This is a genomic window from Pseudomonas sp. D4002 (assembly GCF_013385665.1).
Classification (GTDB): Bacteria; Pseudomonadota; Gammaproteobacteria; order Pseudomonadales; family Pseudomonadaceae; genus Aquipseudomonas.
This window is the reverse complement of record NZ_JACAPN010000003.1, coordinates 110,573-135,408: the sequence shown is the minus strand read 5'-3', so window position 1 is coordinate 135,408 and position 24,836 is coordinate 110,573. Positions and strand designations below refer to the sequence as shown.

Sequence of the window (24,836 nt, the reverse complement as noted above, 5' to 3'; positions counted from 1 at the left end):
TTACAATCAACGCCCACCGCAGCTATCAGCAGAAGAGAGAGAGCCTATCGTGACCCTTCGCACCTACCAGAATCACACGCCGGCCCTGGCCGCCGGGGCTTTCGTCGATGCATCGGCGGTGGTGATCGGCGACGTCGAAATCGGCACCGACAGCTCGGTATGGCCGCTGACGGTGATTCGCGGCGACATGCACCGCATCCGCATCGGTGCGCGCACCAGCGTGCAGGACGGCTGCGTGCTGCACATTACCCACGCAGGCCCCTTCAATCCTGATGGTTTCCCGCTGCTGATCGGCGACGATGTGACCATTGCCCACAAGGTCATGCTGCATGGCTGCACGGTAGGCAGCCGGATCCTGATCGGCATGGGCAGCATTGTGATGGACGGCGCCGTGGTGGAAGACGAGGTGATCATCGGCGCCGGCAGCCTGGTGCCGCCGGGCAAGAAACTTGAGAGCGGTTTTTTATATGTTGGCAGCCCGGTTAAACAAATCCGCCCGCTGACTGACAAGGAACGGGCATTTTTCACCTACAGCGCCGCGAACTACGTAAAGCTCAAAGACCTGCACCTGGCCGAAGGCTTCGACCAATGACAAGGACACCCATGCATTACCAGACCGTTTTGTTCGACCTCGATGGCACCCTCACCGACCCCCGCGAAGGCATCACCCGCTCGATCCAGTACGCCCTCGCCAAACTGGGGATCGATGAGCCGGACCTGACCAAACTTGAGCACTTTATCGGCCCGCCGCTGCTGCAAGCGTTCATGCAGTTTTATGGCTTCGACGAAGCCAAGGCCTGGGAGGCGGTGAATTTCTACCGCGAGCGCTTCAAGGTCACCGGCCTGTACGAAAACCGCGTGTTCGACGGCGTGATGCCGCTGCTTGAGGAATTGAATGGCCAGGGCCGTCAGCTGTATGTAGCCACGTCCAAGCCTTGGGTATTTGCCCGGGAAATCGCCCGGCATTTTGATTTCGCCAAGCACTTCAAAGTGATCTACGGCAGCGAGCTGGACGGCACGCGCACCAACAAGGTCGAGTTGATCGCCCACCTGATGGCGCAAGAAAGCCTGGACCCGGCCAGCACCTTGATGATTGGCGACCGCAAGCACGACCTGATCGGGGCCCGCAGCAATGGGCTGGATTCGGCGGCGGTGGGTTATGGGTTTGGCAGCCGTGAAGAGCTGAGTGCCGAGGCGCCGACCTGGCATTTCGAAACGTTGGCCGAGATGCATCAGGCGTTTTTGCAACGGCCTTGAATGCGCTATCGCAGGCAAGCCAGCTCCCACATTTGATCACGGTCGGCCAAGACAACTCAGTCAAATGTGGGAGCCGGGCTTGCCCGCGATGAGGCCCTACCGGCCAACCACTTGCCCGGATCCCTCCAACGCCCTCAGGGCCGCCTTGCGCTGATCCACCGGCAACCCGCCCAGCTTCTCCACCGCCGCAAAGAACTTCGGCCAATCCCCGCCTTCCTGCCGGAACAACGCGACGAACGCCGGCACCCACTGGTCATACAGCCCAAACGGCAGCAACCTTGCGTTGTTCATCGGTAGGTTGACCCAGGCGTCATAACGCTTGTCGCCACCCCACTGGCTATCGCGCATGTGCCGGTAGTCACTGCGCAGGCGCTCGAATTCAGCGGCCTTGGCCTGGCGCATGGCATCTGCCGTCAGCGGCTGCGCATACAACTGCTCCAGGCGTTTGCGGGTATCGAGCACCAGCCGGGTGAACTGGTCGCGCTGTTTCAGCGCCGACTCGCTGGCAGGCGGCAAGCCTTGGGCGGCGCGCCATTGCCGGGTACCTTCCTGCTCGACGAAGGTGGCGTACGACTCGTTGAACTCGGTGTCGTCCTTCACATAAAACCGCTGGTGCGCCAGCTCATGAAAAATCAGCGTGGCCAGGCGCTCGTCCCCCCAGCTCATCATCGAACTCATGATCGGGTCGTTGAACCAGCCGAGGGTGGAATAGGCCTCCACGCCGCCAATCGACACATCCATCCCTTGCTGCTTCAACAAAGCCGCCTGGCCGCGTGCGGCGCCCTGGTTGTAGTAGCCGCGATAGGCCACGCAACCGGCAATCGGGAAGCAGTGGGTTTGCGGGGACAGGGAAAATTCAGGCGTGGCGAACACGTTCCAGACCACGTAAGGGCGGCCGATATCGGCATACAGCCGGTAACTCTGGTTATCCGGCAGGTGCAGGTGTTCGCTGGCGAAGGTGCGGGCTTTCTGCGATTGCGCCAAGTGCTCGCGCAGCACCTGTGGCCGGGACGGGTCGGCGACGACCGCGGAGACCGGCTCCCGGGCACGCAGCAATTGCCATTGGCCGTCTGCCAGTTGGCTGTAATAACTGACGCTGGAACAGCCGCTGAGCAACAGCAGCATCAAGCCGGGAAGCAAACGCCTGACCATTCAAACCTCTCGCCGGTAACCATCCCGCCAGACTATCTCGCCTGTGGGGAATTTTTCCATGGCGTGGCGTGTTTATACTCATAGGGAGCGTGCTGCCGAACGCAGCCGTTCAAAAAACCATTCCTACAGTTGAGTGCTTAACATGCGTCAGCTACTGCTTCCCGTCGCCGCGATTTTTCTCAGTGCCTGTGCGTCGACGCCACTACCGCCGGTTGATCCACTCCAAGCCTGGGTCGACTTCGCTACCCCGACACCCGGCGCCAAGCTGGTAATGGCGCAACGCCTGGACGGGAAAAACCTGAACGACGGACGCTTCTTCCAGGTGCCGCCTGGCAGCCATGAGCTGATGGTACGTTTTGATTTCGAGGTGCCTACCGGCGGCAGTTTCGGCGGGTTTGGCCAAACCACTGACCGTACCTGCTTCATGACCCTGCAATACGACCGTTTCGAGGCGGGCCAGCGCTATCGCCTGGAAGGGCGCTCACTGGGCTACAACCCGAATATCCGGCTGTACAACAAAGCGGGTCAATTGCTGGCCGAAGAACGTAGCGTCAACTGCATCTGATCAGTCGTTGTTCTTCTGGTAGACGATGGCTTTGGTGCCATTCTCACAGCTGCCGACAACCATGGCGCTGTCGTGCTTGTCAGCTTCTTCCTTGGTGACGATTTCGAGGGTGTAGGACGGAACGGCATTCGCCTGGATTTTGACCTCGATCTCCTTCCTGAGCTCTTCACAATCTTTTGGCGCCGCCAGCGCCGACGTGGCCAGTGCACAGCAGATAACCGCCAAGGCAATACGTTTCATGTGTGAAGCTCCCTGAATGCACGCGCACGGGTGTGCGCTGAGTCTGCAATCGGCTATTCGACCACATTTGCACCTGCAGGGGCGAGCAAGCTCACCCCTGCAAGGGGGTTGCATCAACTAACCAGCGTGCCATCCAGGGTAATGGTTGCATTCAGTACCTTGGACACGGGGCATCCTTCCTTGGCCTTTTTGCTCAGCTCATCGAACTGCGCCTGGCTGGCGCCCGGGATCTTCGCCTTGAGGGTCAGGTGCACGGCAGTAATCGCAAAGCCACCGTCCACTTGGTCCAGGGTCACTTCGGCCTGGGTGTCGATGCTGTCGGCCTTGAGCCCGGCATCGCCGAGAATCATGGAAAACGCCATGGAGAAACAACCGGCATGGGCTGCGCCGATCAGTTCTTCAGGGTTGGTGCCCTTGCCACCTTCGAAACGGGCCTTGAAGCCGTAAGGCGCTTCACGCAGAACGCCGGTTTCGGTGGAAATGGAACCCAGGCCAGTCTTCAGGTCGCCTTCCCAATGCGCGGATGCTTTTTTAACAATACTCATAGCGGTCTCCTCGAACGGTGGTTTTGCGTCAGTAAGGGTTCTGAGGATAGACGCCACGGCAAAGTTCATCTTGTCGGAGAAACCTAGCGATTAAGTAGGAAATTTCACCATCGCTATTGAATCTCGGGTATATGCCCTCATTGCATAGGACATGCACATGAAGCGGCAGGTTTTGGTTCGTCTAAGAAGCCTGCGCCCCCATTGGAGAAGCAGGCTTATGAAATCGCTGTCCGACGTAAAGTTCTCGACCCTCGACCTCGTGCCCGTGCGCGCCAACGGCAGCCCGGCGCAGTCGCTGCGCAATTCCCTGGACCTGGCCCAGCACGTGGAAAAATTCGGCTACAACCGTTTCTGGGTCGCCGAACACCACAATATGGACGGCATCGCCAGCTCGGCGACCTCGGTATTGCTGGGTTACCTGGCCGGCGGCACCTCGACGATCCGTGTCGGTTCCGGTGGCGTGATGCTGCCCAACCACGCACCGTTGGTGATCGCCGAGCAGTTCGGCACCCTGGAAAGCCTGTACCCGGGCCGCATCGACCTGGGCCTTGGCCGCGCACCAGGCTCCGACCAGATGACCGCCCGCGCGCTGCGCCGTGAACGCTCCGGCAGTGCCGATGATTTCCCGGAAGACGTGGCAGAACTGATGGCCTACCTTGGCCCGCGCACCCCGGACCAGCGCGTGATCGCTGTACCCGGCACGGGCACCAATGTGCCTGTGTGGCTGCTGGGCTCAAGCCTGTTCAGTGCACAACTGGCGGGCGAGCGCGGTTTGCCTTACGCCTTTGCCTCGCATTTCGCACCGCGCCTGATGCATGAAGCGATTCGCGTCTATCGCAACCACTTCAAGCCTTCGGCCGTGCTGGACAAGCCCTACGTGATGCTCGGTATCCCGCTGGTAGCTGCCGACACCGATGAGCAGGCCGACTACCTGGCCACCTCGGTGTACCAGCGAATTCTCGCGCTGATGCGTGGGCAAAGCCTGGTGCAGCGCCCGCCGGTCAAGACCATGGACGGCCTGTGGCTGCCCCATGAGAAAGACGCCGTGGGCAGTTTCCTCGGCCTGGCCATGGTGGGCAGCCCGCAGAAGATCCGCGCCAAGCTGGAGGTGCTGGTGGAGCAGACCGGCGCTGATGAGCTGATCTTTACCTGTGACCTGTACGAACATGCCGACCGGATTCATTCCTACGAGCTGCTGGCGCAGATCATGAAGGGCTAAATCCAGGAGTGAGGCGGGACGCAGAGCATCCCAGGCTTCATTCCCACGCGGAGCGAGGGATCGCAGGCATAAAAAAACCGACGCACTTGCGTCGGTTTTTTACGTCTGCAACACGGGATCACCCGCGCTTGTAGGCGATTTCCTTGGTACCGGCTTCACAGCTGCCGACAACCGTGTGGTCACTAGGTGCAGCACCTTTGTCCACGATTTCCAGGGAGTAGCCCGAAGCGCCTTTCGCGTCGATTTTCGCCGCGATCTCGCTTTTCAGCTCTTCACAAGGCTTGCCCGCCGCCAGGGCTGTGCCCGCAATGCTCAACAAACCTACCGCCAACAAAAAGTTCTTCATCCGTCACTTCCTTGGGTTGATCGAAAGGAAGCACGTCGCCGCTCGTCACGTCGACGTGCCTAAAGGTTGTAGCGGAGTTTATGGCAATCGGCCAGCGCGCAAGTTCAACCGGCTCAATCAACTACTGGCAATTCGGAACCCCACCTTGAGGGTGACCTGGAAATGCGCAGCCTTGCCGTCCTTGATGTGGCCACGGGTTTCGGTCACTTCAAACCACTCCAAGTGCTTGATGCTCTTGCTGGCTTCAGCCAGGGCATTGTTGATGGCCTCCTCGATGCTGGTCGCGGAAGAGCCCACCAGTTCGACTTTCTTGTAGGTGTGATGATCACTCATAAGTTTTTCTCCTGGGGTCGTTAATCAAGACTAGCAGTGAATTCTCGTACTGCTTCTGGCGGCTATTGCGATGTGAAAGTTCAGATTTACTGCACTTTCTGAAACCGCCGCAGTCGGAAACAACACACGCCACTCAATCACTCCAGGAGAGCCCACATGGCCAACACCTCTTTACGCAAAGCGTCATTGGAAAGCATGGAAGCCGAGATTTCGAGCCTGCTCAAATCTTTGGAAAGCCTCAAGGACGATGCGTCTGACGAGTCGCGCAAAACCCTGAAGGCCCTGAAAAGCAATGCCGAGAACGCCCTCAAGCATTCCCGCCACCTGATCAGCGATGCCTACGAAGAAAGCAAAGTCAAAATCCGCGAAACCGGTGTTGCAACACGGGACTACGCGCAAGAGCATCCATGGACTACCGCCGGTGTCGCCGTCGGCGCGCTGGGTCTGCTGGCGGCTTACTTGCTGTGCAAACGCGGCGACTAAACGTCCTGGCGCGCAAGCTCCGCCTTGAGCCACTGCGCCAGTTGCCCGGCGCGCCCATCTGCGGCGCGCTTGGGTAGCCACAACGCCAGTTGCGCCGGGGTTTCACTGAAACCCCACGGCGCAACCAGGCGACCCGCTCGCAGGTCCTCTGCCACCAGCGGCTCAGGCGCAATTGCTACCCCCAGCCCGGCCACCGCCGCCTCCAGCAAATAATACAAATGCTCAAACCCCTGACCGTACTTCAACGCGCCAGCGTCGATCCCATGGTGCTGCGCCCAGCTGGGCCAGGCTTGCGGGCGTGAGGTAGTGTGCAACAGGGCCTCATTCAGCAGCGCCTCGGGAGGCGCCTGGCGCAATCGCTCGTAATGGGCAAAACGCGGGCTCATGACCGGGCCGATGCGTTCGCTGGCCAATTCATACACCTGCATATCCGCCGGCCATGGAGGCTCGGCGAACACCAGCAGCGCGTCCAGGCCGGGGCGGCGTGGGTCAATATCGCCTTCACCCGCCGACAGATGCAGGCGCAAATCCGGCAACTCGGCGTTCAGGCGCCCCAGACGCGGAATAAACCAGCGCGCCAGCAGGCTGCCGGAGCAGCCGAGCACAAACGGCGCATCGGCACTGCTTTGCGTGAGCTCGGCGCAAGTGTCCCTCAGTCGCTCGAAGGCCTCGAAACTCGCATCTCGCAGGCGAATGCCGGCATCTGTGAGTTTGAGGCCGCGCCCGTCCTTGGCGAACAGGCTTACACCAAGGTGTTCTTCCAACACCTTGAGCTGCCGGCTGACCGCACCATGGGTCACGTGCAGTTGCTCAGCGGCCTGGCTAACGCTGTTCAGGCGCGCAGTCGCCTCAAAAGCGCGCAAGGCATTCAGCGGTGGGAGGTCTCGGCTCATCTGTGAGTTTTCCTGACAAGTTGTGGCGATCTTATCGGTTTTCACGTGGAAGCGTCAGGGGTAGAGTGACCGTCATTGCCTCTTACACATTTTTCTACCTGGAGCGTCCCATGACTCAGACCCAGACCGATTTACGCAACGGCCCGGATGCCAATGGCCTGTTTGGTTCGTTCGGCGGCCGCTACGTGGCGGAAACCCTGATGCCATTGATCCTTGACCTGGCCCGCGAATACGAAGCGGCCAAGATCGATCCGGCCTTCAACGAAGAACTGGCCTACTTCCAGCGCGACTACGTCGGACGCCCAAGCCCGCTGTACTTCGCCGAGCGCCTGACCGAGTTCTGCGGTGGCGCCAAGATCTACCTCAAGCGCGAAGAGCTGAACCACACCGGCGCCCACAAGATCAACAACTGCATCGGCCAGATCCTGCTGGCGCGGCGCATGGGTAAAAAACGCATCATCGCCGAGACCGGCGCCGGCATGCACGGTGTGGCCACTGCCACCGTCGCCGCGCGTTTCGGCCTGCAATGCGTGATCTACATGGGCACCACCGACATCGAGCGCCAGCAGGCCAACGTATTTCGCATGAAGCTGCTGGGCGCTGAAGTGATCCCGGTAGTCGCCGGTACCGGCACCCTGAAAGACGCGATGAACGAAGCCCTGCGTGACTGGGTGACCAACGTCGACAGCACCTTCTACCTGATCGGCACCGTGGCCGGTCCGCACCCGTACCCAGCCATGGTTCGCGACTTCCAGGCCGTTATCGGCAAGGAAACCCGTACCCAACTGCAGGCCCAGGAAGGCCGTCTGCCCGACAGCCTGGTGGCGTGCATCGGCGGCGGTTCCAATGCCATGGGCCTGTTCCATCCGTTCCTGGATGACACCAGCGTCGAGATCATCGGCGTTGAAGCGGCCGGCTACGGCATCGAGACCGGCAAACACGCGGCCAGCCTCAACGGCGGCGTACCGGGTGTGCTCCACGGCAACCGTACTTTCCTGTTGCAGGACGACGATGGCCAGATCATCGACGCCCACTCGATCTCCGCGGGCCTAGACTATCCGGGCATCGGCCCTGAACACGCCTGGTTGCACGACATCGGCCGCGTCCAGTACACCTCGGTGACCGACGACGAAGCCCTCGACGCCTTTCACAAATGCTGCCGCCTGGAAGGGATTATTCCTGCACTGGAAAGCGCCCACGCCCTGGCCGAAGTGTTCAAACGCGCACCGACCCTGCCGAAAGATCACCTGATGGTGGTCAACCTGTCCGGCCGTGGCGACAAAGACATGCAAACCGTGATGCACCACATGGAACAGTCCCAGCAGGAGAAACACTGATGAGCCGCCTGCAAACACGTTTTGCGCAACTGAAAGAACAAAACCGCGCCGCCCTGGTAACCTTCGTCACCGCCGGCGACCCGGGGTATGACACCTCGCTGGCGATCCTCAAAGGGTTGCCGGCGGCCGGCGCCGATGTGATCGAACTGGGCATGCCGTTCACTGACCCGATGGCTGACGGCCCGGCCATTCAACTGGCCAACATCCGCGCGCTGACCGCCAAGCAGAACCTCACGAAAACCCTGCAAATGGTTCGCGAGTTCCGCGAGGGCAACAGCGACACGCCGCTGGTGCTGATGGGCTACTTCAACCCGATCCACATGTACGGCGTGCCACGCTTCATCAGCGATGCGAAAGAAGCCGGCGTCGACGGCCTGATCGTGGTCGACATGCCGCCGGAACATAACGGCGAGCTGTGCGACCCGGCCCAGGCTGCCGGTATCGACTTTATCCGCCTGACCACGCCGACCACCGACGACGCGCGCCTGCCGACCGTGCTCAACGGCAGCTCAGGGTTTGTGTACTACGTGTCGGTGGCCGGTGTGACCGGTGCCGGTGCCGCGACCCTGGAACACGTCGAAGAGGCCGTGACCCGTCTGCGTCGGCATACCGACCTGCCGATCAGCATCGGTTTCGGCATCCGCACCCCGGAGCAGGCCGCTGCAATCGCCCGCCTGGCAGACGGTGTGGTGGTGGGGTCGGCACTGATCGACCACATCGCCAACGCCAGCAATGATCAACAGGCCATCGACGGTGTATTGACCCTGTGCTCTGCGCTGTCGGAAGGTGTACGTAACGCCCGTAAGTAAGCGGCTCGTAAGCGGTAGGTAAAGTTCCTGATACAGAGGAATCATGCTGGCAAATCAGTACCTAAGCTAACAAGACCAAGGGATTTCGAACGTGGTTCGAGATCCCTTTTTTGTTCGTGCAGTACTGAGGAAACAGCCCCATGAAAATCCCCAAACGTTTGATTGCAGGTGTAGGCGTGCTGGTGCTTGGCGCCAGCGCCCTGGTCCAAGCTGCGCCCTATGATCAGGGTGGCGGACCTGACCGTGGTGGCCCACAGGGCCAGCACGATCAACGTGGCGATGACCATCGCGGGCCGCAGGACAACCACCGTGGCGGGCCGCCTCAGGACTTTGGTCCTGTGAGACAGGTCATCCGCGACAACCATGGCGACTTCCGCCGTGGCGCGCCGCCGCCTCCCGGCATCCACCTGGTGCGCGGCCAGCGCCTGCCGCCAAACTACTATGGTGAGCGTCTGGACCCACGGGCGCTGGGCCATCTGCCGCAATACCCTGGTTATGAATGGCGCCGTTCGGGTGGGGACATCGTATTGATCGCCGTTGGCACCAGCATCGTCTATCAGATTCTGGATGGCGCGCTGTACTAGAGCCGCACTGCTTTTGTGGTGAGGGAGCTTGCTGTGGCTAGGGAGCTGGTGTGGCTGGGGAGCTGGTGTGGCGAGGGAGCTTGCTCCCGCTGGGCTGCGCAGCGGCCCCAAAATCCTGGGAGCGCTGCGCACTCCAGCGGGAGCAAGCTCCCTCGCCACACCAGCTCCCTCGCCACCGCAAGCTCCCTCGCCGCAGCAGTCGCCTAAATCTCGATACGCTCGACCTTGCCGACCAACAAGATGTAGGACAACGCACCCAACAACGCCAGCACCGCGATGTACGTAATCGCCGGCGCAAACGAATCCCCGGTCGCCAGAAAGCCAATCACGATCGGCGTGGTAATCGCCGACAGATTGCCGATGAAGTTGAACACCCCTCCGGTCAGCCCCAGCAGCCTTGCCGGCGCCAGGGTCGACACCAGCGACCAGGTGATCGACGCCAGACCATTGCCGAAAAACGCCACCGCCAGAAACGCAATCACCCACGCCGTGGAATCAACAAAGTTGGCGCCGATGATCGCCGTGGAAATCAACAGCCCGCCAATGATCGGCAACTTGCGCGCAAACCCCACGGACGCTCCCCGGCGAATCAGCCAATCGGAAAACAGCCCCGAACACAGCACCCCGACAAACGCCGCCAGAAACGGCAGCGACGCCAGCAGGCCGGACTTGATGAAGTCCATGCCGCGATATTTCACCAGGTAGGTCGGAAACCACGTCAGGAAAAACCACAACGTGGAATTCAGGCAGAACTGCCCCAGGTAGATCCCCCACAGCTTGCGCTTGCTCAACACGATGCCGAGGTCGACCCAGCTGAACGGCGCCTTGGCCGCCTGCGCCTGGATGTCCACCAACCCGCCGCCTTCGCGGATCAGCTCGATTTCCGCCGCATTCGCGCCTTTGAAATCCCGTGGCTCGCGGTACACCGCGTACCAGATCAACGCCCACACAATGCCCACGCCGCCGGTGGCGACAAACACCATGTGCCAGCCAAAGGTGTGTTGCAGCCAGGCCAACACCGGCGTGAGAAACGCCAGCCCGACAAATTGCCCGGAGGTATAAACGCCGATCGCCGTGGCCCGTTCACGCTCGGGGAACCAGGTGGTGACCACGCGGCTGTTGATCGGGTAGGCCGGGGCCTCCAGGGCGCCCACCGCCATGCGCAATACGAACAGCGCGATGAAGCTGGCGGCGAAACCGAGCATCACCGTGGCCACCGACCACAGCAGCAGGGCGACGCTGTAGAGAATGCGCGGCGGCACCCGGTCCACCAGCCAGCCGCCGGGAATCTGCATGGCCGCGTAGGTCCAGCCGAACGCGGAGAAGATCAGCCCGACATGCACCGGGTCGATCCCCAGCTCGCTGGTCAGGGCCGGAGCGGCAATCGACAGGTTGCTGCGGTCCAGGTAGTTGATCACCACGGTGATGAACAGCAGCACCATGATGAAGAAACGCTTTCGGCTGGGCGTGACTAAAGAAGCCTGCCCGGTGAAGGACTCGGATTGCATGGGGGTTGCCTCTTCTTATGGTTATTGAGGACAGGTCTTACTGACGAAACCGAATCAAATGTGGGAGCGGGCTTGCTCGCGAAAGCGGTCTACCAGCAGCGGATGTGTTGACTGACACTCCGCCTTCGCGAGCAAGCCCGCTCCCACACTGATCGGGTTTTCACCTCAAATTCGCGGTGTTTACCACTCCGCAAAACTGCCGTCGGCATGCCGCCAGATCGGATTGCGCCAGCGATGCCCGATGGCGGCGCGTTCGATCACGTATTCCTCGTTGATCTCGATGCCCAGGCCTGGCCCGTTGGGGATTTTCACAAAGCCCTGGTCGTAGTCGAAAACACCCGGATCGCGCACGTAATCCAGCAGGTCATTGCTCTCGTTGTAGTGAATGCCCAGGCTCTGTTCCTGGATGAACGCGTTGTAGCAAACCGCATCCAGCTGCAGGCACGCTGCCAGGGCAATCGGGCCGAGCGGGCAGTGCAGGGCAAGGGCCACGTCGTAGGCTTCGGCCATGTTGGCAATCTTGCGGGTTTCGGTGATACCGCCGGCGTGGGAAGCATCCGGCTGGATGATGTCGACGTAGCCTTCGCTGAGCACGCGCTTGAAGTCCCAGCGCGAGAACAGGCGCTCGCCGAGGGCAATCGGGGTGCTGGTGAGCGGCGCCAGCTCTTTCAGCGCTTCGTAGTTTTCGCTGAGCACCGGCTCTTCGATAAACATCAGTTTGTAGGGGTCGAGTTCCTTCATCAGCACCTTGGCCATGGGTTTGTGCACCCGGCCATGGAAGTCGACGCCGATGCCGACGTTCGGACCGACCGCATCCCGCACGGCGGCGACGTTGGCCAGGGCCTGGTCGACTTTTTCGAAGCTGTCGAGAAATTGCAGCTCTTCGGTGCCGTTCATTTTCACCGCGGTAAAACCACGGGCCACGGCTTCCTTGGCGGCGCGGGCAGTGTCGGCCGGGCGGTCGCCACCGATCCACGAATACACGCGGATCTTGTCGCGCACCTGGCCACCCAGCAAGTCGCTGACCGACACGCCGAGGGCCTTGCCCTTGATGTCCCACAGCGCCTGGTCGATACCGGCGAGAGCGCTCATATGGATCGCGCCGCCACGGTAGAAACCGCCGCGATAGAGCACGGTCCAGATGTCTTCGATATTGCGTGGGTCCTTGCCGATCAAGTAGTCGGACAATTCTTCGACCGCGGCAGCCACGGTATGGGCGCGGCCCTCGACAACGGGCTCGCCCCAACCAGTCACGCCCTGGTCGGTTTCAACCTTGAGGAAGCACCAGCGCGGCGGGACGATGAAGGTGGTCAGTTTGGTGATTTTCATCTTCTTATCTCTCTTGTAGATGGAGAACGCTGATCAGCCCAAGGCATGCCAGGCGGCGACGTAGGCCTGGGCGTTGCTCGCCACTTGGGCGACGCTCATGCCCGGCTTGAATAACCCGGAGCCCAGGCCGAAGCCTTTGACGCCCGCGTCGAAAAATACCTGCATGTTGTCCGGGGTGATGCCGCCTACCGGCAGCAGCACGGTGCCGGCGGGCAGTACTGCGAGCCAGGCCTTGACCACCGCCGGGCCCATTTGCTCGGCCGGGAACAGCTTCAGCACGTCGGCGCCTTCGGCCAGCGCGGCAAACGCTTCGGTGGGCGTGGCCACACCCGGCGACAGATACAGGCCCGCGGCCTTGGCGGCTCGCAGCACCTTGGCATCGCTATGGGGCATGACGATCACCTGGCCGCCGGCGGCTTTGACTTGATCGACCTGTTCCGGGGTCAGCACGGTGCCGGCGCCGATCAGGCAATCGGCGGGCAGGCTGTCCCGCAGGATGCGGATGCTGGAATAAGGATCCGGCGAGTTCAGCGGCACTTCGATCACCCTGAAGCCCGCCGTGTACAACACCTCGCCGATCGCCAGCGCCTCCTCCGGTCGCAGGCCGCGCAGGATCGCGATCAAACCGTTGTGTGTCAGTGCTTGCTTGAGCATGTCGGGCCTCTCGTCAGGTTGCAGGCAGCAGCCCCGCCGCCATGGCCAGTTGCCAAAGGCCACGCTCGGTAGCCTCCTGCGCCAGGGTCACGTGGGGGAAGCCACAGAGTTGGAGTGCACGCTGGTAGCGGGTGCAGAGTTGGGGTGTGCCGACCAGGACGATGTCGCGCTGCTGGCTGGGCTTGCGAGTGCGCAGGCCGGTCAGTTCGTGGCCGATCAACAGCCCGGACAGATAGTCCGGTTGCTCGTCAGGCGCCAGCTCGCCGGTCAATCCCAGGGAGCGTGCGCTGAACAAGTTCGACAACAGGCCCGTTTGGCCGTCTGCCGACAGCGCAACCTGAACACCGCGATCAAAAGCGGCCACCTGGAACTGTTCGGAAGGGCGCTGGGTGCGCCCCAGAATGCTGTGTTGACTGAGCACGGCGAACAGCTCGCCGGTCATGAAAGTATCGAAGTGAGTGATGCAGCCTTCCACCACCTCCACCCACTTGGAATGGCTGCCCGGCAGGCCGATCAATACGTCGCGCCCGGTATGGACAGCCAGGCTTTGCAGCACGCCGAGCACCTGGGTTTCTTCACCGCGCATCACATTGGGCAACGCGCCGCGTTGAATCACGCCGGGCACGATGTGCACCGCTGCGCCCCGCAGACTGCGCACCACATGCAGCGCCTGGCCGAGGGTAGAGACGTCGGCCGGGGTGTCGCGGTAAGCCGCTTCGCTCCAGCCCTGGGCGCTGCCGACCATGCCGCAGGCGATAACGGGAAGGTCGGGCTGGGTGTCGAGCCAGTCACCGCAGGCTGCGTCGAATGCCAGCTCGAACCCGTTGCTGCAGCGAACACCGGCTATTTCCCGGGCTTCAGTCGGCAGGTGCATGATCCCCGACGCCAAGGTGCGCCGTTCGATCACGACGCCTGCCGGGCCGAGCTTGTAAGCACGAAGGGAACTGGTTCCCCAATCGAGCGCGATCAATTGCGCCTGCATCGCTTCACCTGAGTGTTCTGAGCGGATGAGGCGAATATAAACCCAAGACCGGCAAAGTCTCAATATATAAATATCAGTCCCATATATAGGGAAATTAAAGGCTTAAAATATTGACAGATCCAGCGTGCGCATCGCCCCCATCCAGATCGCGTGTTCGGTGTGGTCCTTGAGGTCATCACCGGTGGTCGGGTGCAGGAACACCACCAGGCCGTTGCGGTTGAGGGCCAGCCAAGGCAGCACGACGCCGATGTATTCAGGTTCGAATGCCAGCTGGCAGCTCCAGTCCGGGTGCGGGCCCACCGGGCGTTCATGCACGCGGCCCATGCGCAGCGGAAACAATTGCGCGGCGTCTTCGCAGAGTTTGCGCGCCTGGTCGATGGTGTTGGCGTCGAAATAGATATGGGCGTGGTAGCCCTTGATACGTTGCATGACAGGCTCCGGGCTCATTGATCGGCAAATCCTAGACCGCAATGGACGGCAGGGCCAGACCGGTCAGCGATTGTGCGCTGCTGGCCTGTTCGGTCATCAGCCAGTCGACGAAACGCTCGATCAACTGGCTGCGGCGTTTGCGCTGGGGCAGCACCACGTAATAGCCGAAGCGCGAGATCACCGTGTCGCCAATCGGCCGGCACAGCCATTTTTGCTCCAGCAGGTTATCCACAAGGTGACGCCAGCCGATGGCCACGCCCTGGCCCGCGATCGCGGCCTGGATCAACAGCGTGTAATTGTCGAAACGCAGTTGGCCCGGGGTGGGCGCGGTGGTGATGCCCAGTTCGCGAAACACCCCGCTCCAGTCGAACCACTGGTTGTTGTTTTGCTGGCGCAGGTGCAGCAAGGGGAACTCCAGCAGGCTCTGCACCGACAGTGGCGCGACTCGGTCCTGGAGTAGCTGCGGGCTGCACACCGGGAACACTTCCTCGTTGAACAGCCACAGGCTGTCGCCCTGTTTGAAGCGGCCGTCACCGAACAGCACCGCTACGTCGATATCGCTGCGCAACGTGGCGTGGTTACGCTCGCTGGTGACCAGGCTCACGTCCACCTGCGGGTTGGCTTCATGGAAACGATGCAGGCGTGGCATCAGCCAATACGCGGCGAAGGCAAAGTCGGTCGCCACCTGCAGGACTTCATGCTGGTCCTGCTCGGCAATCGCGCTCAGGCCCTGGTTGATGCTCTGCAAACCGGCCTGTACCTGCTCGAATAACAAGGCGCCCGCGTCGGTCAGCTCGATGCCACGGTAGATGCGATCAAACAGGCGCACCTTCAGCTGTTCTTCCAGGCGCTTGATCTGCTGGCTGATGGCCGGCTGGGTGGTGCCCAACTCCATCGCCGCTGCCGTAAAGCTGCGTTGGCGCGCTGCGGATTCAAAGGCACGCAGCAGGTCGAGTGACAGGTGACCGAGGGATTCATACATAAGCTGGGCTTATCCTAGACATTGCTTCTCATGGGCTTTACCACGATTTCCATGGCCTGCATGCTCATTCGCATAAACATCGACTATGGAATGCCGCGAAACCATGAAGCGCAAGAACATTCTTTTTATCATGGCCGATCAAATGGCCGCGCCGATGCTTCCGTTCTACGGTCCTTCGCCTATCAAACTGCCAAACTTGAGTCGCCTCGCCGCTGAGGGCGTGGTGTTCGACGCCGCTTACTGCAACAGTCCGCTGTGTGCGCCATCGCGCTTTACCCTGGTGAGTGGGCAGTTGCCGAGCAAGATCGGCGCCTACGACAACGCGGCCGATTTCCCCGCCGACGTGCCGACCTATGCCCACTACCTGCGCCGCCTCGGCTACCGCACCGCGCTGTCGGGCAAGATGCATTTTTGCGGCCCCGACCAGCTCCACGGCTATGAAGAACGCCTGACCAGTGACATCTACCCGGCCGACTATGGCTGGGCCGTGAACTGGGATGAGCCGGACGTGCGCCCCTCCTGGTACCACAACATGGCGTCGGTGCTGCAGGCCGGGCCGTGCGTGCGCACCAACCAGCTGGATTTCGACGAAGAGGTGGTGTTCAAGGCCCAGCAGTACCTGTTCGACCATATCCGCGAGGATGGCGACCAGCCGTTCTGCCTGACCGTGTCGATGACTCACCCACACGACCCTTACACCATTCCCAAACCGTTCTGGGACCTGTACGACGACAACGACATCCCGCTGCCTGCAACACCGCCACAGGCTGACCTCGACCCTCACTCCCAGCGCCTGCTCAAGGTCTATGACCTGTGGGACAAGCCGCTGCCGCTGAACAAGATCCGCGATGCACGCCGCGCTTACTTCGGCGCGTGCAGCTACATCGACAGCAACGTCGGCAAGCTCCTGCAAACCCTGGAAGACACGGGCCTGGCCGACGACACCATCATCATCTTCTCCGGCGACCACGGCGACATGCTCGGCGAGCGCGGGCTCTGGTACAAAATGCACTGGTTTGAAATGGCCGCCCGCGTGCCGCTGCTGATCAGCGCGCCGGGGCAGTTTGCCGCCGGCCGGGTGACCGCCGCCGTCTCCACCGCCGACCTGCTGCCTACCCTGGTGGAACTGGCCGGCGGCGAGCTGGACCCGAGGCTGGCGCTGGACGGTCGCTCGCTGGTCTCTCACCTGCAAGGGCAGGGCGGGCACGACGAAGTGTTCGGCGAGTACATGGCCGAGGGCACCATCAGCCCGCTGATGATGATCCGCCGTGGTGCCTACAAGTTCATCTACAGCGAGGACGATCCGTGCCTGCTGTTCGATGTGCACAACGACCCGCACGAGCGGGAGGACCTCAGCCAGTCACCGGAACACCGGCCACTGTTCGAGGCGTTTTTGCATGAAGCGCGGGCCAAATGGGACATCCCTGCGATCCACCAGCAGGTGCTCGCCAGCCAACGCCGTCGCCGCCTGGTGTTCGAGGCGCTGACCCAGGGCAAGCTGAAGAGCTGGGACCACCAGCCACTGGTAGACGCCAGTCAGCAATACATGCGCAACCACATCGACCTCGACGATCTGGAGCGCAAGGCACGTTTTCCACAACCCTGCCAAAACCAATAAAACTGAGGGGAAGGCCATGCAAAAGTTATCCACCGTGTTGAGCGTTGCGCTGCTGGCATTGAGCAGTGCCGGCGCCTACGCGGACACCAGCTGCGACACCGTGAAGATGGCCGATCCGGGCTGGAGCGATATCGCCGCCACCAATGCCATTACCGGTTTCCTGTTGAACGGCATGGGCTACAAGGCCAAGGTCGACACCCTTGCGGTGCCGATCACCTTTGGCGGGCTCAAGGACGGCCAGGTGGACGTGTTCCTGGGTAACTGGATGCCGGCGCAGCAAGGCTTCTACGACAAGTTCGTGGCCAATGGCGATGTGGTGCAACTGGCGAAGAACCTCGACGGTACCGAGTTCACCCTGGCCGTGCCGGACTATGTCTGGGACGCCGGGGTGCATGACTTTGCCGACCTGAACAAGTTTGCCGACAAGTTCGACAAGAAGATCTACGGCATCGGTTCGGGTGCGCCGGCGAATCTCTCGTTGCAGGAAATCATCAAGAAGAACGACTTTGACCTGGGCCAGTGGAAGCTGATCGAGTCCAGTGAACAGGCGATGCTGGCCGAAGTGTCCCGGGCGGTGAAAAAGCAGAAGTTCGTGACCTTCCTCGGCTGGACGCCGCACCCGATGAACGTGCAGTTGAAGATGCATTACCTCAAGGGTGGGGAGAAGTACTTTGGTGACACCGGCAGCGTGTATACGTTGACCCGCAAGGGCTATGCACAGGCGTGCCCGAATGTGGGGAAATTGCTGACCAACCTGAGTTTCACCCAGGAGATGGAGAACGCCATCATGGCTGAGGTGGTGAACAAGAAGCTCAGTAATGCGGACGCGGCGAAGGCGTGGATCAAGGCGAACCCGGCGGTGCTGGACAAGTGGCTGGACGGGGTTAAAACCGTGGACGGTCAAGATGCGCTGGCCGCTGTAAAAGCCAAACTCTGATGCACTGATCGTTCCCACGCTCTGCGTGGGAACGCATCCGGTGACGCTGCGCTTCACGACTCAAGAGCGGACGCAGAGCGTCCAAGACGGCATTCCCACGCAGAGCGTGGGAACGATCATCATGAGCCTGATACTCTGATTCAAACCTCTTCAACCGAGTTTTCAATGCCCTGGCCCAACCGCCACAAACTCTTCCCCTTCCTCAGCTGGCTCCCGCGCCAAACCCGCGCCAGCGTCGGAAGGGACGCGGTCGTCGGCCTGAGCGGTGCAGTCCTGGCATTACCCCAGTCCATTGCCTACGCGCTGATCGCCGGTCTCCCACCGGAGTATGGCCTGTACGCCGCGATCATCCCGGTATTGATCGCCTGCTTGTGGGGCTCTTCCTGGCACCTGATCTGCGGCCCCACGGCAGCCATCTCTATCGTGCTCTACGCCAGCGTCAGCCCGCTGGCCGTGCCCGGCTCCCAGGACTACATCACACTCATCCTGCTGCTGACGTTCCTGGCCGGCGTCTTCCAATGGCTGTTGGGCATGCTGCGCTTCGGCGCCCTGGTGAATTTCGTCTCGCATTCAGTGGTGCTCGGCTTCACCCTCGGCGCTGCGGTGGTGATCGCCCTGGGCCAACTGCCCAACCTGCTGGGGCTGGACCTGCCCAGCCAGGCCACGGCGATCAACAGTCTGCTGGCGCTGATCAACCATGCCGGGGAGTGGAATCGTCCTTCACTGGTGCTCGGGCTCGGCACCTTGCTGGTGGGGGTGCTGCTGAAACTCTGGGTACCGCGCTGGCCAACCCTGTTGATCGCGCTGGCCCTGGGCAGCCTCATCCCGTGGCTGTGGCCGGCGATGTTCGGGGAGGTGGCGCGGGTCAGTTCATTTGTCGGCAAGCTGCCACCGTTCAGCCCGCTGCCGATGGACCTGGACATGGTCCTGCGCCTGCTGCCGAGTGCCGTGGCGGTGGGCATGCTGGGGCTGGTGACCAGCCTGTCGATTGCGCGCTCACTGTCGGCCCGCTCCCAACAATTGCTCGATGCAAATCAGGAAGTGCGCGCCCAGGGTTTATCCAACATCGTCGGCGGATTTTTCTCCGGGTACTTGTCGGCGGGTTCCTTCACACGGTCGGGCCTGAGTTATGAGGCAGGCGCCTGTTCGCCGCTGGCGGGGGTGTTTTCCGCATTGTGGGTGGCGTTGTTCGCGCTGTTCGGTGCGGTATTGATCGCGCATATCCCGATCCCGAGCATGGCCGCCAGCATCCTGCTGATTTGCTGGGGGTTGGTCGACCATCGTGGTATTCGGGCGCTGTTCCGGGTCAGCCGCGCAGAGTTCGTGGTGATGAGCCTGACCTGCATCGCCACGCTTTTGCTGGAGTTGCAAACGGCCATTTACGCCGGGGTGCTGGCGTCGCTGTTTTTCTACCTCAAGCGCACCTCACAGCCGCGGGTCCAGCAATGGCGTGACGGAGAGGACGATGTGCTGCGGGTCGGCGGGTCGATCTTTTTCGGCGCCAGCCATTACCTGCAGGTGCGGCTGCAAAGCCTGCACGGCCAGCGGGTGGTGATCGAGGCGCAGCAGATCAACTTTATCGACTATTCCGGGGTGGAGATGCTGCACCAGGAAGCGCGCCGATTGAATGGAGTGGGGCGCAGCCTGGCGTTGCGCAAGGCCCGGCCACAGGTGGTGGAAGAGTTGAGGAAACTGGAAGGGGCCGACCAATGCCCCATCCATTTCGAAGACTGAATGCGGTTGAAACTGTGGGAGCGGGCTTGCTCGCGAATGCGGTGTGACAGTCGCCGTATGTATCGACTGATCCACCGCATTCGCGAGCAAGCCCGCTCCCACATTCGGATTGCGTCAGGCCAGTTGGCTACGCAATTCAGCCAGCACCGGCGCCGAATCCGGGCGCACACCGCGCCACAGGAAGAACGCTTCCGCGGCCTGTTCCACCAGCATCCCCAGGCCATCCATTGCCACCGCCGCGCCCTGCTCACTGGCCCAGCGGCAGAAAGCCGTAGGCTCTTTGCCGTACATCATGTCGTAGCAAAAAGTCTTTCCGGGTTCGATCAGGCTGCCGGCAATCGGCGGTACATCGCCTGACAGGCTGGCGGACGTGGCATTGATGATCAGGTCCACCGGTTCACGCAGCCAGTCGAAACCGCTGGCGGACACCGGGCCGAGATCGTCGAACAGCTCGGCGAGCAATTCCGCTTTTTCCACGGTGCGATTGGCAATGATCAGCGAAGCCGGCTGCTCAGCCAGCAATGGCTCCAACGCGCCGCGCACCGCACCACCGGCGCCCAGCAACAGGATGCGTTTGCCTTGCAGGCTGAACCCGGCATTCACCGTCAAATCCCGCACCAGGCCGGCGCCGTCGGTGTTGTCTCCCAACAGGCTGCCATCGCCGAGCTTGCTCAGGGTATTCACTGCGCCGGCCCGTTGGGCGCGTTCGGTCAGGGCGTTGGCCAGGCGATAGGCCTCTTCCTTGAACGGTACGGTGACGTTGGCGCCACGGCCTTGTGCGAAAAATGCTTTTGCACAGCCGGTGAAATCCTCCAACGGCGCGAGCAAGGTGCTGTAGTCCAGTTGCTCGCCGGTCTGTTCGGCGAACAGACGGTGAATCAGCGGCGACTTGCTGTGGCCGATGGGGTTGCCGAAGACGACATAACGATCCATCAGACCGCCGCCTTGGGCAGCACACCCAGCCAGTCGCGGTCTTGCAGGAAGTAGTCGGTTAGGCGCGCTTCTTCGCTGTCGGGGGCGGCTTTCCAGTCATAGCTCCAGCGCACTTGCGGTGGCAGCGACATCAGGATCGACTCGGTACGCCCGCCCGATTGCAGGCCAAACAAAGTGCCACGGTCGTAGACCAGGTTGAACTCGACGTAGCGGCCACGGCGGAATTCCTGGAATTCGCGCTGCTGCTCGGTATACGCCATGGCCTTGCGGCGCTGGACGATTGGCAGGTAGGCGTCAATGTAGGCGTCGCCGATGGCGCGCATGAAGGCGAAGCTGGTGTCGAAGTCCCACTCGTTCAAATCATCGAAGAACAAACCGCCGATGCCACGCGGTTCGTTGCGGTGCTTGATGTGGAAGTAGGTGTCGCACCAGGCCTTGTAGCGCGAATAAACGTCCGGGCCAAACGGCGCGCAGGCCTGTTCGGCGACGCGGTGCCAGTGGATGCAGTCTTCTTCGTTGCCGTAGTAGGGCGTCAGGTCGAAGCCGCCGCCAAACCACCACACCGGCTCTTCGCCTTCTTTTTCAGCGATGAAAAAACGCACATTGGCGTGGGAGGTCGGCACATGCGGGTTGTGCGGGTGGATCACCAGCGACACGCCGAGGGCTTCAAAACCGCGACCTGCCAATTCCGGGCGATGGGCACTGGCGGACGGTGGGAGGCCGCTGCCAAACACGTGGGAAAAGTTAACGCCGCCTTTCTCGATTACCGAACCGTTTTCGATCACACGGGTGCGACCGCCGCCGCCGGCAGGCCGGGTCCAGGCGTCTTCGATAAAGCGAGTGTCCGTCTCGAAGGTTTCCAGGGCGCTGCAAATGCGGTCTTGCAGGTCAAGCAGGTAGGCTTTGACAGCCTCGGTGCGGGTAGTCATGACATCACCTTGAATCGGGCAACGCTACACGAGGCCATTGGGCATCGGCGGCAAATGGGCGCACAGGATACCACTGCACCCACTGCTGCCACAGTTGACGAAGATCAAGCTTAGGAGTCCGATAGGGGGCTACGCGAAATGACTTAAGGAGAGTGCAGATGGCCAAACGTATCCAGTTCCGTGCCCATGGCGGCCCCGAAGTGCTTGAGTATGTGGACTACACCCCGGCAGAACCCGGCCCGCAGCAGGTTCGCGTGCAGAACAAGGCCATTGGCCTGAACTTCATCGACACCTATTTCCGCAGCGGCCTATATGCACCACCGGCCTTGCCGTCGGGCCTGGGCGCAGAAGGTGCCGGCGTGGTTGATGCGGTGGGCAGCGAAGTCACTCAATTCAAGGTCGGCGATCGCGTGGCCTACGGCAGCGGCCCGCTGGGCGCCTACAGCGAATTGCATGTGTTGCCGGCTGCCAACCTGGTGCACCTGCCGGACGACATCAGCTTCGAACAGGCCGCCGGCGCGATGCTCAAGGGCCTGACGGTGCAGTACCTGTTGCGCCAGACCTATGAGTTGAAGGGCGGCGAAACCATTCTGTTCCACGCCGCTGCCGGTGGCGTCGGCTCCCTGGCTTGCCAATGGGCCAAGGCCTTGGGCGTGAAGCTGATCGGTACCGTGAGTTCGCCGGAAAAAGCGGCGCTGGCCAAATCCCTCGGCGCCTGGGAAACCATCGACTACAGCAAGGAAAATGTCGCACAACGCGTGCTGGAACTGACTGACGGCAAGAAGTGCCCAGTGGTGTACGACGGCGTAGGCAAGGACACCTGGCTCACCTCCTTGGATAGCGTTGCGCCACGCGGATTGGTGGTGAGTTTTGGTAATGCTTCGGGGGCGGTGGATGGGGTCAACCTGGGGATTCTGGCGGCCAAGGGCTCGCTGTATGTGACCCGGCCGACATTGGCGACCTATGCCAACAACCCGGAAAACCTGCAGGCGATGGCGGATGATCTGTTTTCGATGATCATCAGCGGGAAGCTGCAGATTGATATTAACCAACGGTTTTCGTTGGGGGATGCGGCGAAGGCGCAAATTGAGTTGTCGGCGCGGCGGACGACTGGGTCGACCATTCTGCTGCCATAGGGCGTTGGATTTTCAGCGGCTTTGAGGGCCTCTTCGCGAGCAAGTCGAATCGTCGCACCGCCGCTCCCACATTTGACCGTGTTCCAAAAGTTGGACTCGGTCAAATGTGGGAGCGGGCTTGCTCGCGAAAGCAGGCGGCTCGGTCTCAGGAAGGCCGCACAACCTCACCCGTCGCCAGATCCCGAATCAGACTCGGGTTCTTGCGCCCCCCCAGATTCCCCCCCAATACCAGATCCACCTGCCCGCGGAAGTACTGCTCCACACGAATCCGCGTGCGCGCCGCCGGGCGGCCCTGCGGGTTGGCCGAGGTGGAAATCAGTGGCCCGACGAGCGAGCACAGATCCCGCACTTGCGGATGATCAGTCACCCGCAACGCCACCGTGTCATGCACCCCGGTAATCCACTCGGGCAGCAAGTCCTGATGGGGCACCAGCCACGTATTCGGACCAGGCCAGGTACTGGCCATGCGGTCCATCCACTCATCGGGAAAGTCTTCGAAGAGAAAATCGAACTGACGGATATTGTCGGCAATCAGGATCAGCCCCTTATCCACAGACCGGCCCTTGATCGCCAGCAACCGATCCACCGCTTCTTCGTTCCAAGGGTCACAGCCCAGGCCCCAGACCGCCTCGGTTGGATAGGCAATCACTGCGCCTGCGCGAATTTCTCGTGCGGCTTCTCGCACACGCCACCTGTTGACCATTACTCACTCTCCGGACTAAAGCTCTGCGCAGTTTACCGATCTTCGTTACAAAACCTAGCCGCGCGCAAGCCAGCGCCCGCTTTCGCAGATCACCCGGCCTTCCAGTTCCAGCTCCGTCAGGCTGGCCAGCACCTCGGACAAGGCCCTGCCACTGGCAATCGCCAGGGCTTCACTGGTGTGGGGCGCCGCGTGCAACAGCGCCACCAGCGGATGATTGACCGCAATCGGCGCCGGGCGGGAGAGGGCCTGCCAGCCACGCAGGTTTTCGAGAATGTGCTCGATGGTTTCCACCAGCACCGCGCCATCGCGGATCAGTTGATGGCAGCCTTTGGCCCCGGGGTGATGGATGGAGCCGGGGATGGCGTATACCTCGCGCCCTTGCTCCGCCGCCAGCCGCGCGGTGATCAGCGAACCGCTGGCCATGCTGGCCTCCACCACCAGTACCCCAAGCGACAGGCCACTGATAATACGGTTGCGGCGCGGGAAGTTGCCGGCCTGGGGCGCGGCGTCCAACGGAAACTCGGAAACCACGGCGCTGCCTTGGGCAATCATCGCCTCGGCCAAGCGTCGATGGCGCTGTGGATAAAAATTTTCGAGCCCGGTGCCCAGCACGCCGATTGTATGTCCACCAACATCCAAAGCCGCCTGGTGAGCAGCACCGTCGATACCCAGGGCAAGGCCACTGGTGATGACAAAACCGGCACTCGCCAGGCTGCGGGAAAACGCGGCGGCGGTATCCATTCCTGGCCTGGAGGCGCGACGGCTGCCGACCATCGCCAGCTGCGGTTTCTCCAGAATCGCCGGGTTGCCGGCGACGAATAATAGCGGGGGTGCGTCATCCAATTCTGCAAGCAATGCCGGGTAGTCGGGTTGGTCCCACATCAGCAAATGCTGGGCCGGACGCTCCAACCAGGCCAATGCCGCACTGGCACCATCACGTACTTCCTCGCAACGCCGGGCATCGGCGCTGGCCACCTTGAGCCCCAGGGAGCGCCAGGCACTGGCCGGTGCGCTGATGGCTTTTGACGCAGAACCAAAGGCCTCGATAAGTTTTTTAAAGCCCTTGGGACCCAGTTCCGGCAGCCTGTGCAAGCGTAGTCGGGCTTCCAGTTCTGCCGGGGAAATTTCACGGTCATTCGTCGGTAACATATGATCGTCCTTGATCGGAACAAGCTGTGGATAACTCTGTTGGTAACTTA

At 61.6% G+C, this 24,836-nt stretch carries 28 protein-coding genes; 12 read left to right on the top strand and 16 right to left on the bottom strand.

The features are described 5' to 3' along the window. Positions 1-49 precede the first annotated feature (49 nt). Both HX824_RS01625 and HX824_RS01620 read left to right on the top strand, forming a co-directional pair. Positions 50-592 (top strand): gamma carbonic anhydrase family protein, encoded by a 543-nt coding sequence (locus tag HX824_RS01625; RefSeq protein WP_003214876.1) that lies wholly within the window; start codon positions 50-52, stop codon positions 590-592. Positions 593-603: 11 nt separating this feature from the next. Beyond that, positions 604-1,257, top strand: coding sequence for an HAD family hydrolase (locus HX824_RS01620; protein WP_008439600.1), 654 nt, complete (start codon positions 604-606; stop codon positions 1,255-1,257). Between the two features lie 96 nt (positions 1,258-1,353). On the opposite strand, the gene HX824_RS01615 is transcribed toward HX824_RS01620, so the two are convergent. Further along, positions 1,354-2,409 (bottom strand): aminopeptidase, encoded by a 1,056-nt coding sequence (locus HX824_RS01615; protein ID WP_177035387.1) that lies wholly within the window; start codon positions 2,407-2,409, stop codon positions 1,354-1,356. 142 nt (positions 2,410-2,551) lie between these two features. Here HX824_RS01615 and HX824_RS01610 point away from each other — a divergent pair, with 142 nt between their 5' ends. Next, positions 2,552-2,974 carry a hypothetical protein gene (locus HX824_RS01610; RefSeq protein WP_177020348.1) on the top strand — a complete coding sequence of 141 codons (423 nt, stop codon included), beginning with the start codon at positions 2,552-2,554 and terminating at the stop codon, positions 2,972-2,974. On the opposite strand, the gene HX824_RS01605 is transcribed toward HX824_RS01610, so the two are convergent. Both HX824_RS01605 and HX824_RS01600 read right to left on the bottom strand, forming a co-directional pair. Then, positions 2,975-3,214, bottom strand: coding sequence for a DUF1161 domain-containing protein (locus HX824_RS01605; protein ID WP_003214887.1), 240 nt, complete (start codon positions 3,212-3,214; stop codon positions 2,975-2,977). Positions 3,215-3,327: 113 nt separating this feature from the next. Further along, positions 3,328-3,759 (bottom strand): OsmC family protein, encoded by a 432-nt coding sequence (locus HX824_RS01600; protein WP_008439587.1) that lies wholly within the window; start codon positions 3,757-3,759, stop codon positions 3,328-3,330. 217 nt (positions 3,760-3,976) lie between these two features. Between HX824_RS01600 and HX824_RS01595 the strand changes: the two genes are divergently transcribed. Next, positions 3,977-4,978, top strand: coding sequence for an LLM class flavin-dependent oxidoreductase (locus HX824_RS01595; protein ID WP_008439586.1), 1,002 nt, complete (start codon positions 3,977-3,979; stop codon positions 4,976-4,978). Positions 4,979-5,096: 118 nt separating this feature from the next. On the opposite strand, the gene HX824_RS01590 is transcribed toward HX824_RS01595, so the two are convergent. Continuing rightward, positions 5,097-5,324 carry a DUF1161 domain-containing protein gene (locus HX824_RS01590; RefSeq protein ID WP_003214893.1) on the bottom strand — a complete coding sequence of 76 codons (228 nt, stop codon included), beginning with the start codon at positions 5,322-5,324 and terminating at the stop codon, positions 5,097-5,099. Positions 5,325-5,441: 117 nt separating this feature from the next. Beyond that, positions 5,442-5,657: a dodecin gene (locus HX824_RS01585; protein WP_008439585.1), complete on the bottom strand. Its 216-nt coding sequence runs from the start codon at positions 5,655-5,657 to the stop codon at positions 5,442-5,444. A 156-nt stretch (positions 5,658-5,813) separates the two neighbouring features. Here HX824_RS01585 and HX824_RS01580 point away from each other — a divergent pair, with 156 nt between their 5' ends. Then, positions 5,814-6,140 (top strand): YqjD family protein, encoded by a 327-nt coding sequence (locus tag HX824_RS01580; protein ID WP_003170746.1) that lies wholly within the window; start codon positions 5,814-5,816, stop codon positions 6,138-6,140. On the opposite strand, the gene HX824_RS01575 is transcribed toward HX824_RS01580, so the two are convergent. Further along, positions 6,137-7,033 (bottom strand): LysR family transcriptional regulator, encoded by an 897-nt coding sequence (locus tag HX824_RS01575; RefSeq protein WP_177054060.1) that lies wholly within the window; start codon positions 7,031-7,033, stop codon positions 6,137-6,139. The two genes, HX824_RS01580 and HX824_RS01575, sit on opposite strands and share 4 nt — an antisense overlap. Positions 7,034-7,143: 110 nt before the next feature. Here HX824_RS01575 and trpB point away from each other — a divergent pair, with 110 nt between their 5' ends. The 3 genes from trpB to HX824_RS01560 all read left to right on the top strand — a co-directional run bounded on the left by trpB (position 7,144) and on the right by HX824_RS01560 (position 9,763). Continuing rightward, complete coding sequence (gene trpB, locus HX824_RS01570; protein ID WP_010168558.1) at positions 7,144-8,370, top strand: tryptophan synthase subunit beta; 1,227 nt, start codon at positions 7,144-7,146, stop codon at positions 8,368-8,370. Next, the gene (trpA, locus tag HX824_RS01565; RefSeq protein WP_003214901.1) at positions 8,370-9,179 is read left to right on the top strand and encodes a tryptophan synthase subunit alpha; all 810 of its coding nucleotides are present in this window, start codon (positions 8,370-8,372) and stop codon (positions 9,177-9,179) included. Before trpB ends, trpA begins: the two co-directional genes overlap by 1 nt. A 140-nt stretch (positions 9,180-9,319) precedes the next feature. Beyond that, positions 9,320-9,763, top strand: coding sequence for an anti-virulence regulator CigR family protein (locus HX824_RS01560; protein WP_003214903.1), 444 nt, complete (start codon positions 9,320-9,322; stop codon positions 9,761-9,763). A 203-nt stretch (positions 9,764-9,966) separates the two neighbouring features. Here HX824_RS01560 and HX824_RS01555 read toward each other — a convergent pair whose 3' ends face one another. The 6 genes from HX824_RS01555 to HX824_RS01530 all read right to left on the bottom strand — a co-directional run bounded on the left by HX824_RS01555 (position 9,967) and on the right by HX824_RS01530 (position 15,647). Then, the gene (locus tag HX824_RS01555; RefSeq protein WP_003213647.1) at positions 9,967-11,271 is read right to left on the bottom strand and encodes an MFS transporter; all 1,305 of its coding nucleotides are present in this window, start codon (positions 11,269-11,271) and stop codon (positions 9,967-9,969) included. Positions 11,272-11,451: 180 nt separating this feature from the next. Next, on the bottom strand, positions 11,452-12,600 hold the full coding sequence (dgoD, locus tag HX824_RS01550) for a galactonate dehydratase (RefSeq protein ID WP_003213645.1): 1,149 nt from the start codon (positions 12,598-12,600) through the stop codon (positions 11,452-11,454). 33 nt (positions 12,601-12,633) lie between these two features. Then, positions 12,634-13,254 carry a 2-dehydro-3-deoxy-6-phosphogalactonate aldolase gene (locus HX824_RS01545; RefSeq protein WP_003213643.1) on the bottom strand — a complete coding sequence of 207 codons (621 nt, stop codon included), beginning with the start codon at positions 13,252-13,254 and terminating at the stop codon, positions 12,634-12,636. A 13-nt stretch (positions 13,255-13,267) separates the two neighbouring features. Continuing rightward, entirely contained in the window at positions 13,268-14,236 is a 969-nt protein-coding gene (locus tag HX824_RS01540) for a 2-dehydro-3-deoxygalactonokinase (protein WP_177054059.1), read from the bottom strand. A 102-nt stretch (positions 14,237-14,338) separates the two neighbouring features. Next, positions 14,339-14,665: a DOPA 4,5-dioxygenase family protein gene (locus HX824_RS01535; RefSeq protein WP_003213639.1), complete on the bottom strand. Its 327-nt coding sequence runs from the start codon at positions 14,663-14,665 to the stop codon at positions 14,339-14,341. Positions 14,666-14,696: 31 nt separating this feature from the next. After that, positions 14,697-15,647 (bottom strand): LysR family transcriptional regulator, encoded by a 951-nt coding sequence (locus tag HX824_RS01530; protein ID WP_008439576.1) that lies wholly within the window; start codon positions 15,645-15,647, stop codon positions 14,697-14,699. Positions 15,648-15,750: 103 nt separating this feature from the next. Here HX824_RS01530 and betC point away from each other — a divergent pair, with 103 nt between their 5' ends. From betC to HX824_RS01515, 3 genes are all read left to right on the top strand, one after another. Next, positions 15,751-17,265, top strand: a complete 1,515-nt coding sequence (gene betC / locus HX824_RS01525) for a choline-sulfatase (protein ID WP_008439571.1) — start codon at positions 15,751-15,753, stop codon at positions 17,263-17,265. A gap of 16 nt (positions 17,266-17,281) precedes the next feature. Then, positions 17,282-18,202, top strand: a complete 921-nt coding sequence (gene choX / locus HX824_RS01520; RefSeq protein WP_003213633.1) for a choline ABC transporter substrate-binding protein — start codon at positions 17,282-17,284, stop codon at positions 18,200-18,202. Positions 18,203-18,367: 165 nt separating this feature from the next. After that, positions 18,368-19,936 (top strand): SulP family inorganic anion transporter, encoded by a 1,569-nt coding sequence (locus HX824_RS01515; RefSeq protein ID WP_177054058.1) that lies wholly within the window; start codon positions 18,368-18,370, stop codon positions 19,934-19,936. Positions 19,937-20,050: 114 nt separating this feature from the next. Here the strand turns inward: HX824_RS01515 and aroE are convergent, their stop codons facing one another. Next, positions 20,051-20,869 (bottom strand): shikimate dehydrogenase, encoded by an 819-nt coding sequence (gene aroE / locus HX824_RS01510; RefSeq protein ID WP_177054057.1) that lies wholly within the window; start codon positions 20,867-20,869, stop codon positions 20,051-20,053. Beyond that, positions 20,869-21,798 (bottom strand): oxygen-dependent coproporphyrinogen oxidase, encoded by a 930-nt coding sequence (gene hemF / locus HX824_RS01505; protein WP_003213625.1) that lies wholly within the window; start codon positions 21,796-21,798, stop codon positions 20,869-20,871. The genes aroE and hemF overlap by 1 nt, the downstream gene beginning before the upstream one ends. A gap of 158 nt (positions 21,799-21,956) precedes the next feature. On the opposite strand from hemF, the gene HX824_RS01500 reads away from it, so the two are divergent. Continuing rightward, entirely contained in the window at positions 21,957-22,934 is a 978-nt protein-coding gene (locus HX824_RS01500) for an NADPH:quinone reductase (RefSeq protein ID WP_076013283.1), read from the top strand. 145 nt (positions 22,935-23,079) lie between these two features. Here HX824_RS01500 and HX824_RS01495 read toward each other — a convergent pair whose 3' ends face one another. Both HX824_RS01495 and dprA read right to left on the bottom strand, forming a co-directional pair. Further along, positions 23,080-23,637 (bottom strand): L-threonylcarbamoyladenylate synthase, encoded by a 558-nt coding sequence (locus HX824_RS01495; protein WP_003213622.1) that lies wholly within the window; start codon positions 23,635-23,637, stop codon positions 23,080-23,082. A 54-nt stretch (positions 23,638-23,691) separates the two neighbouring features. Next, positions 23,692-24,786: a DNA-processing protein DprA gene (dprA, locus tag HX824_RS01490; RefSeq protein ID WP_003213620.1), complete on the bottom strand. Its 1,095-nt coding sequence runs from the start codon at positions 24,784-24,786 to the stop codon at positions 23,692-23,694. Positions 24,787-24,836 lie beyond the last annotated feature (50 nt).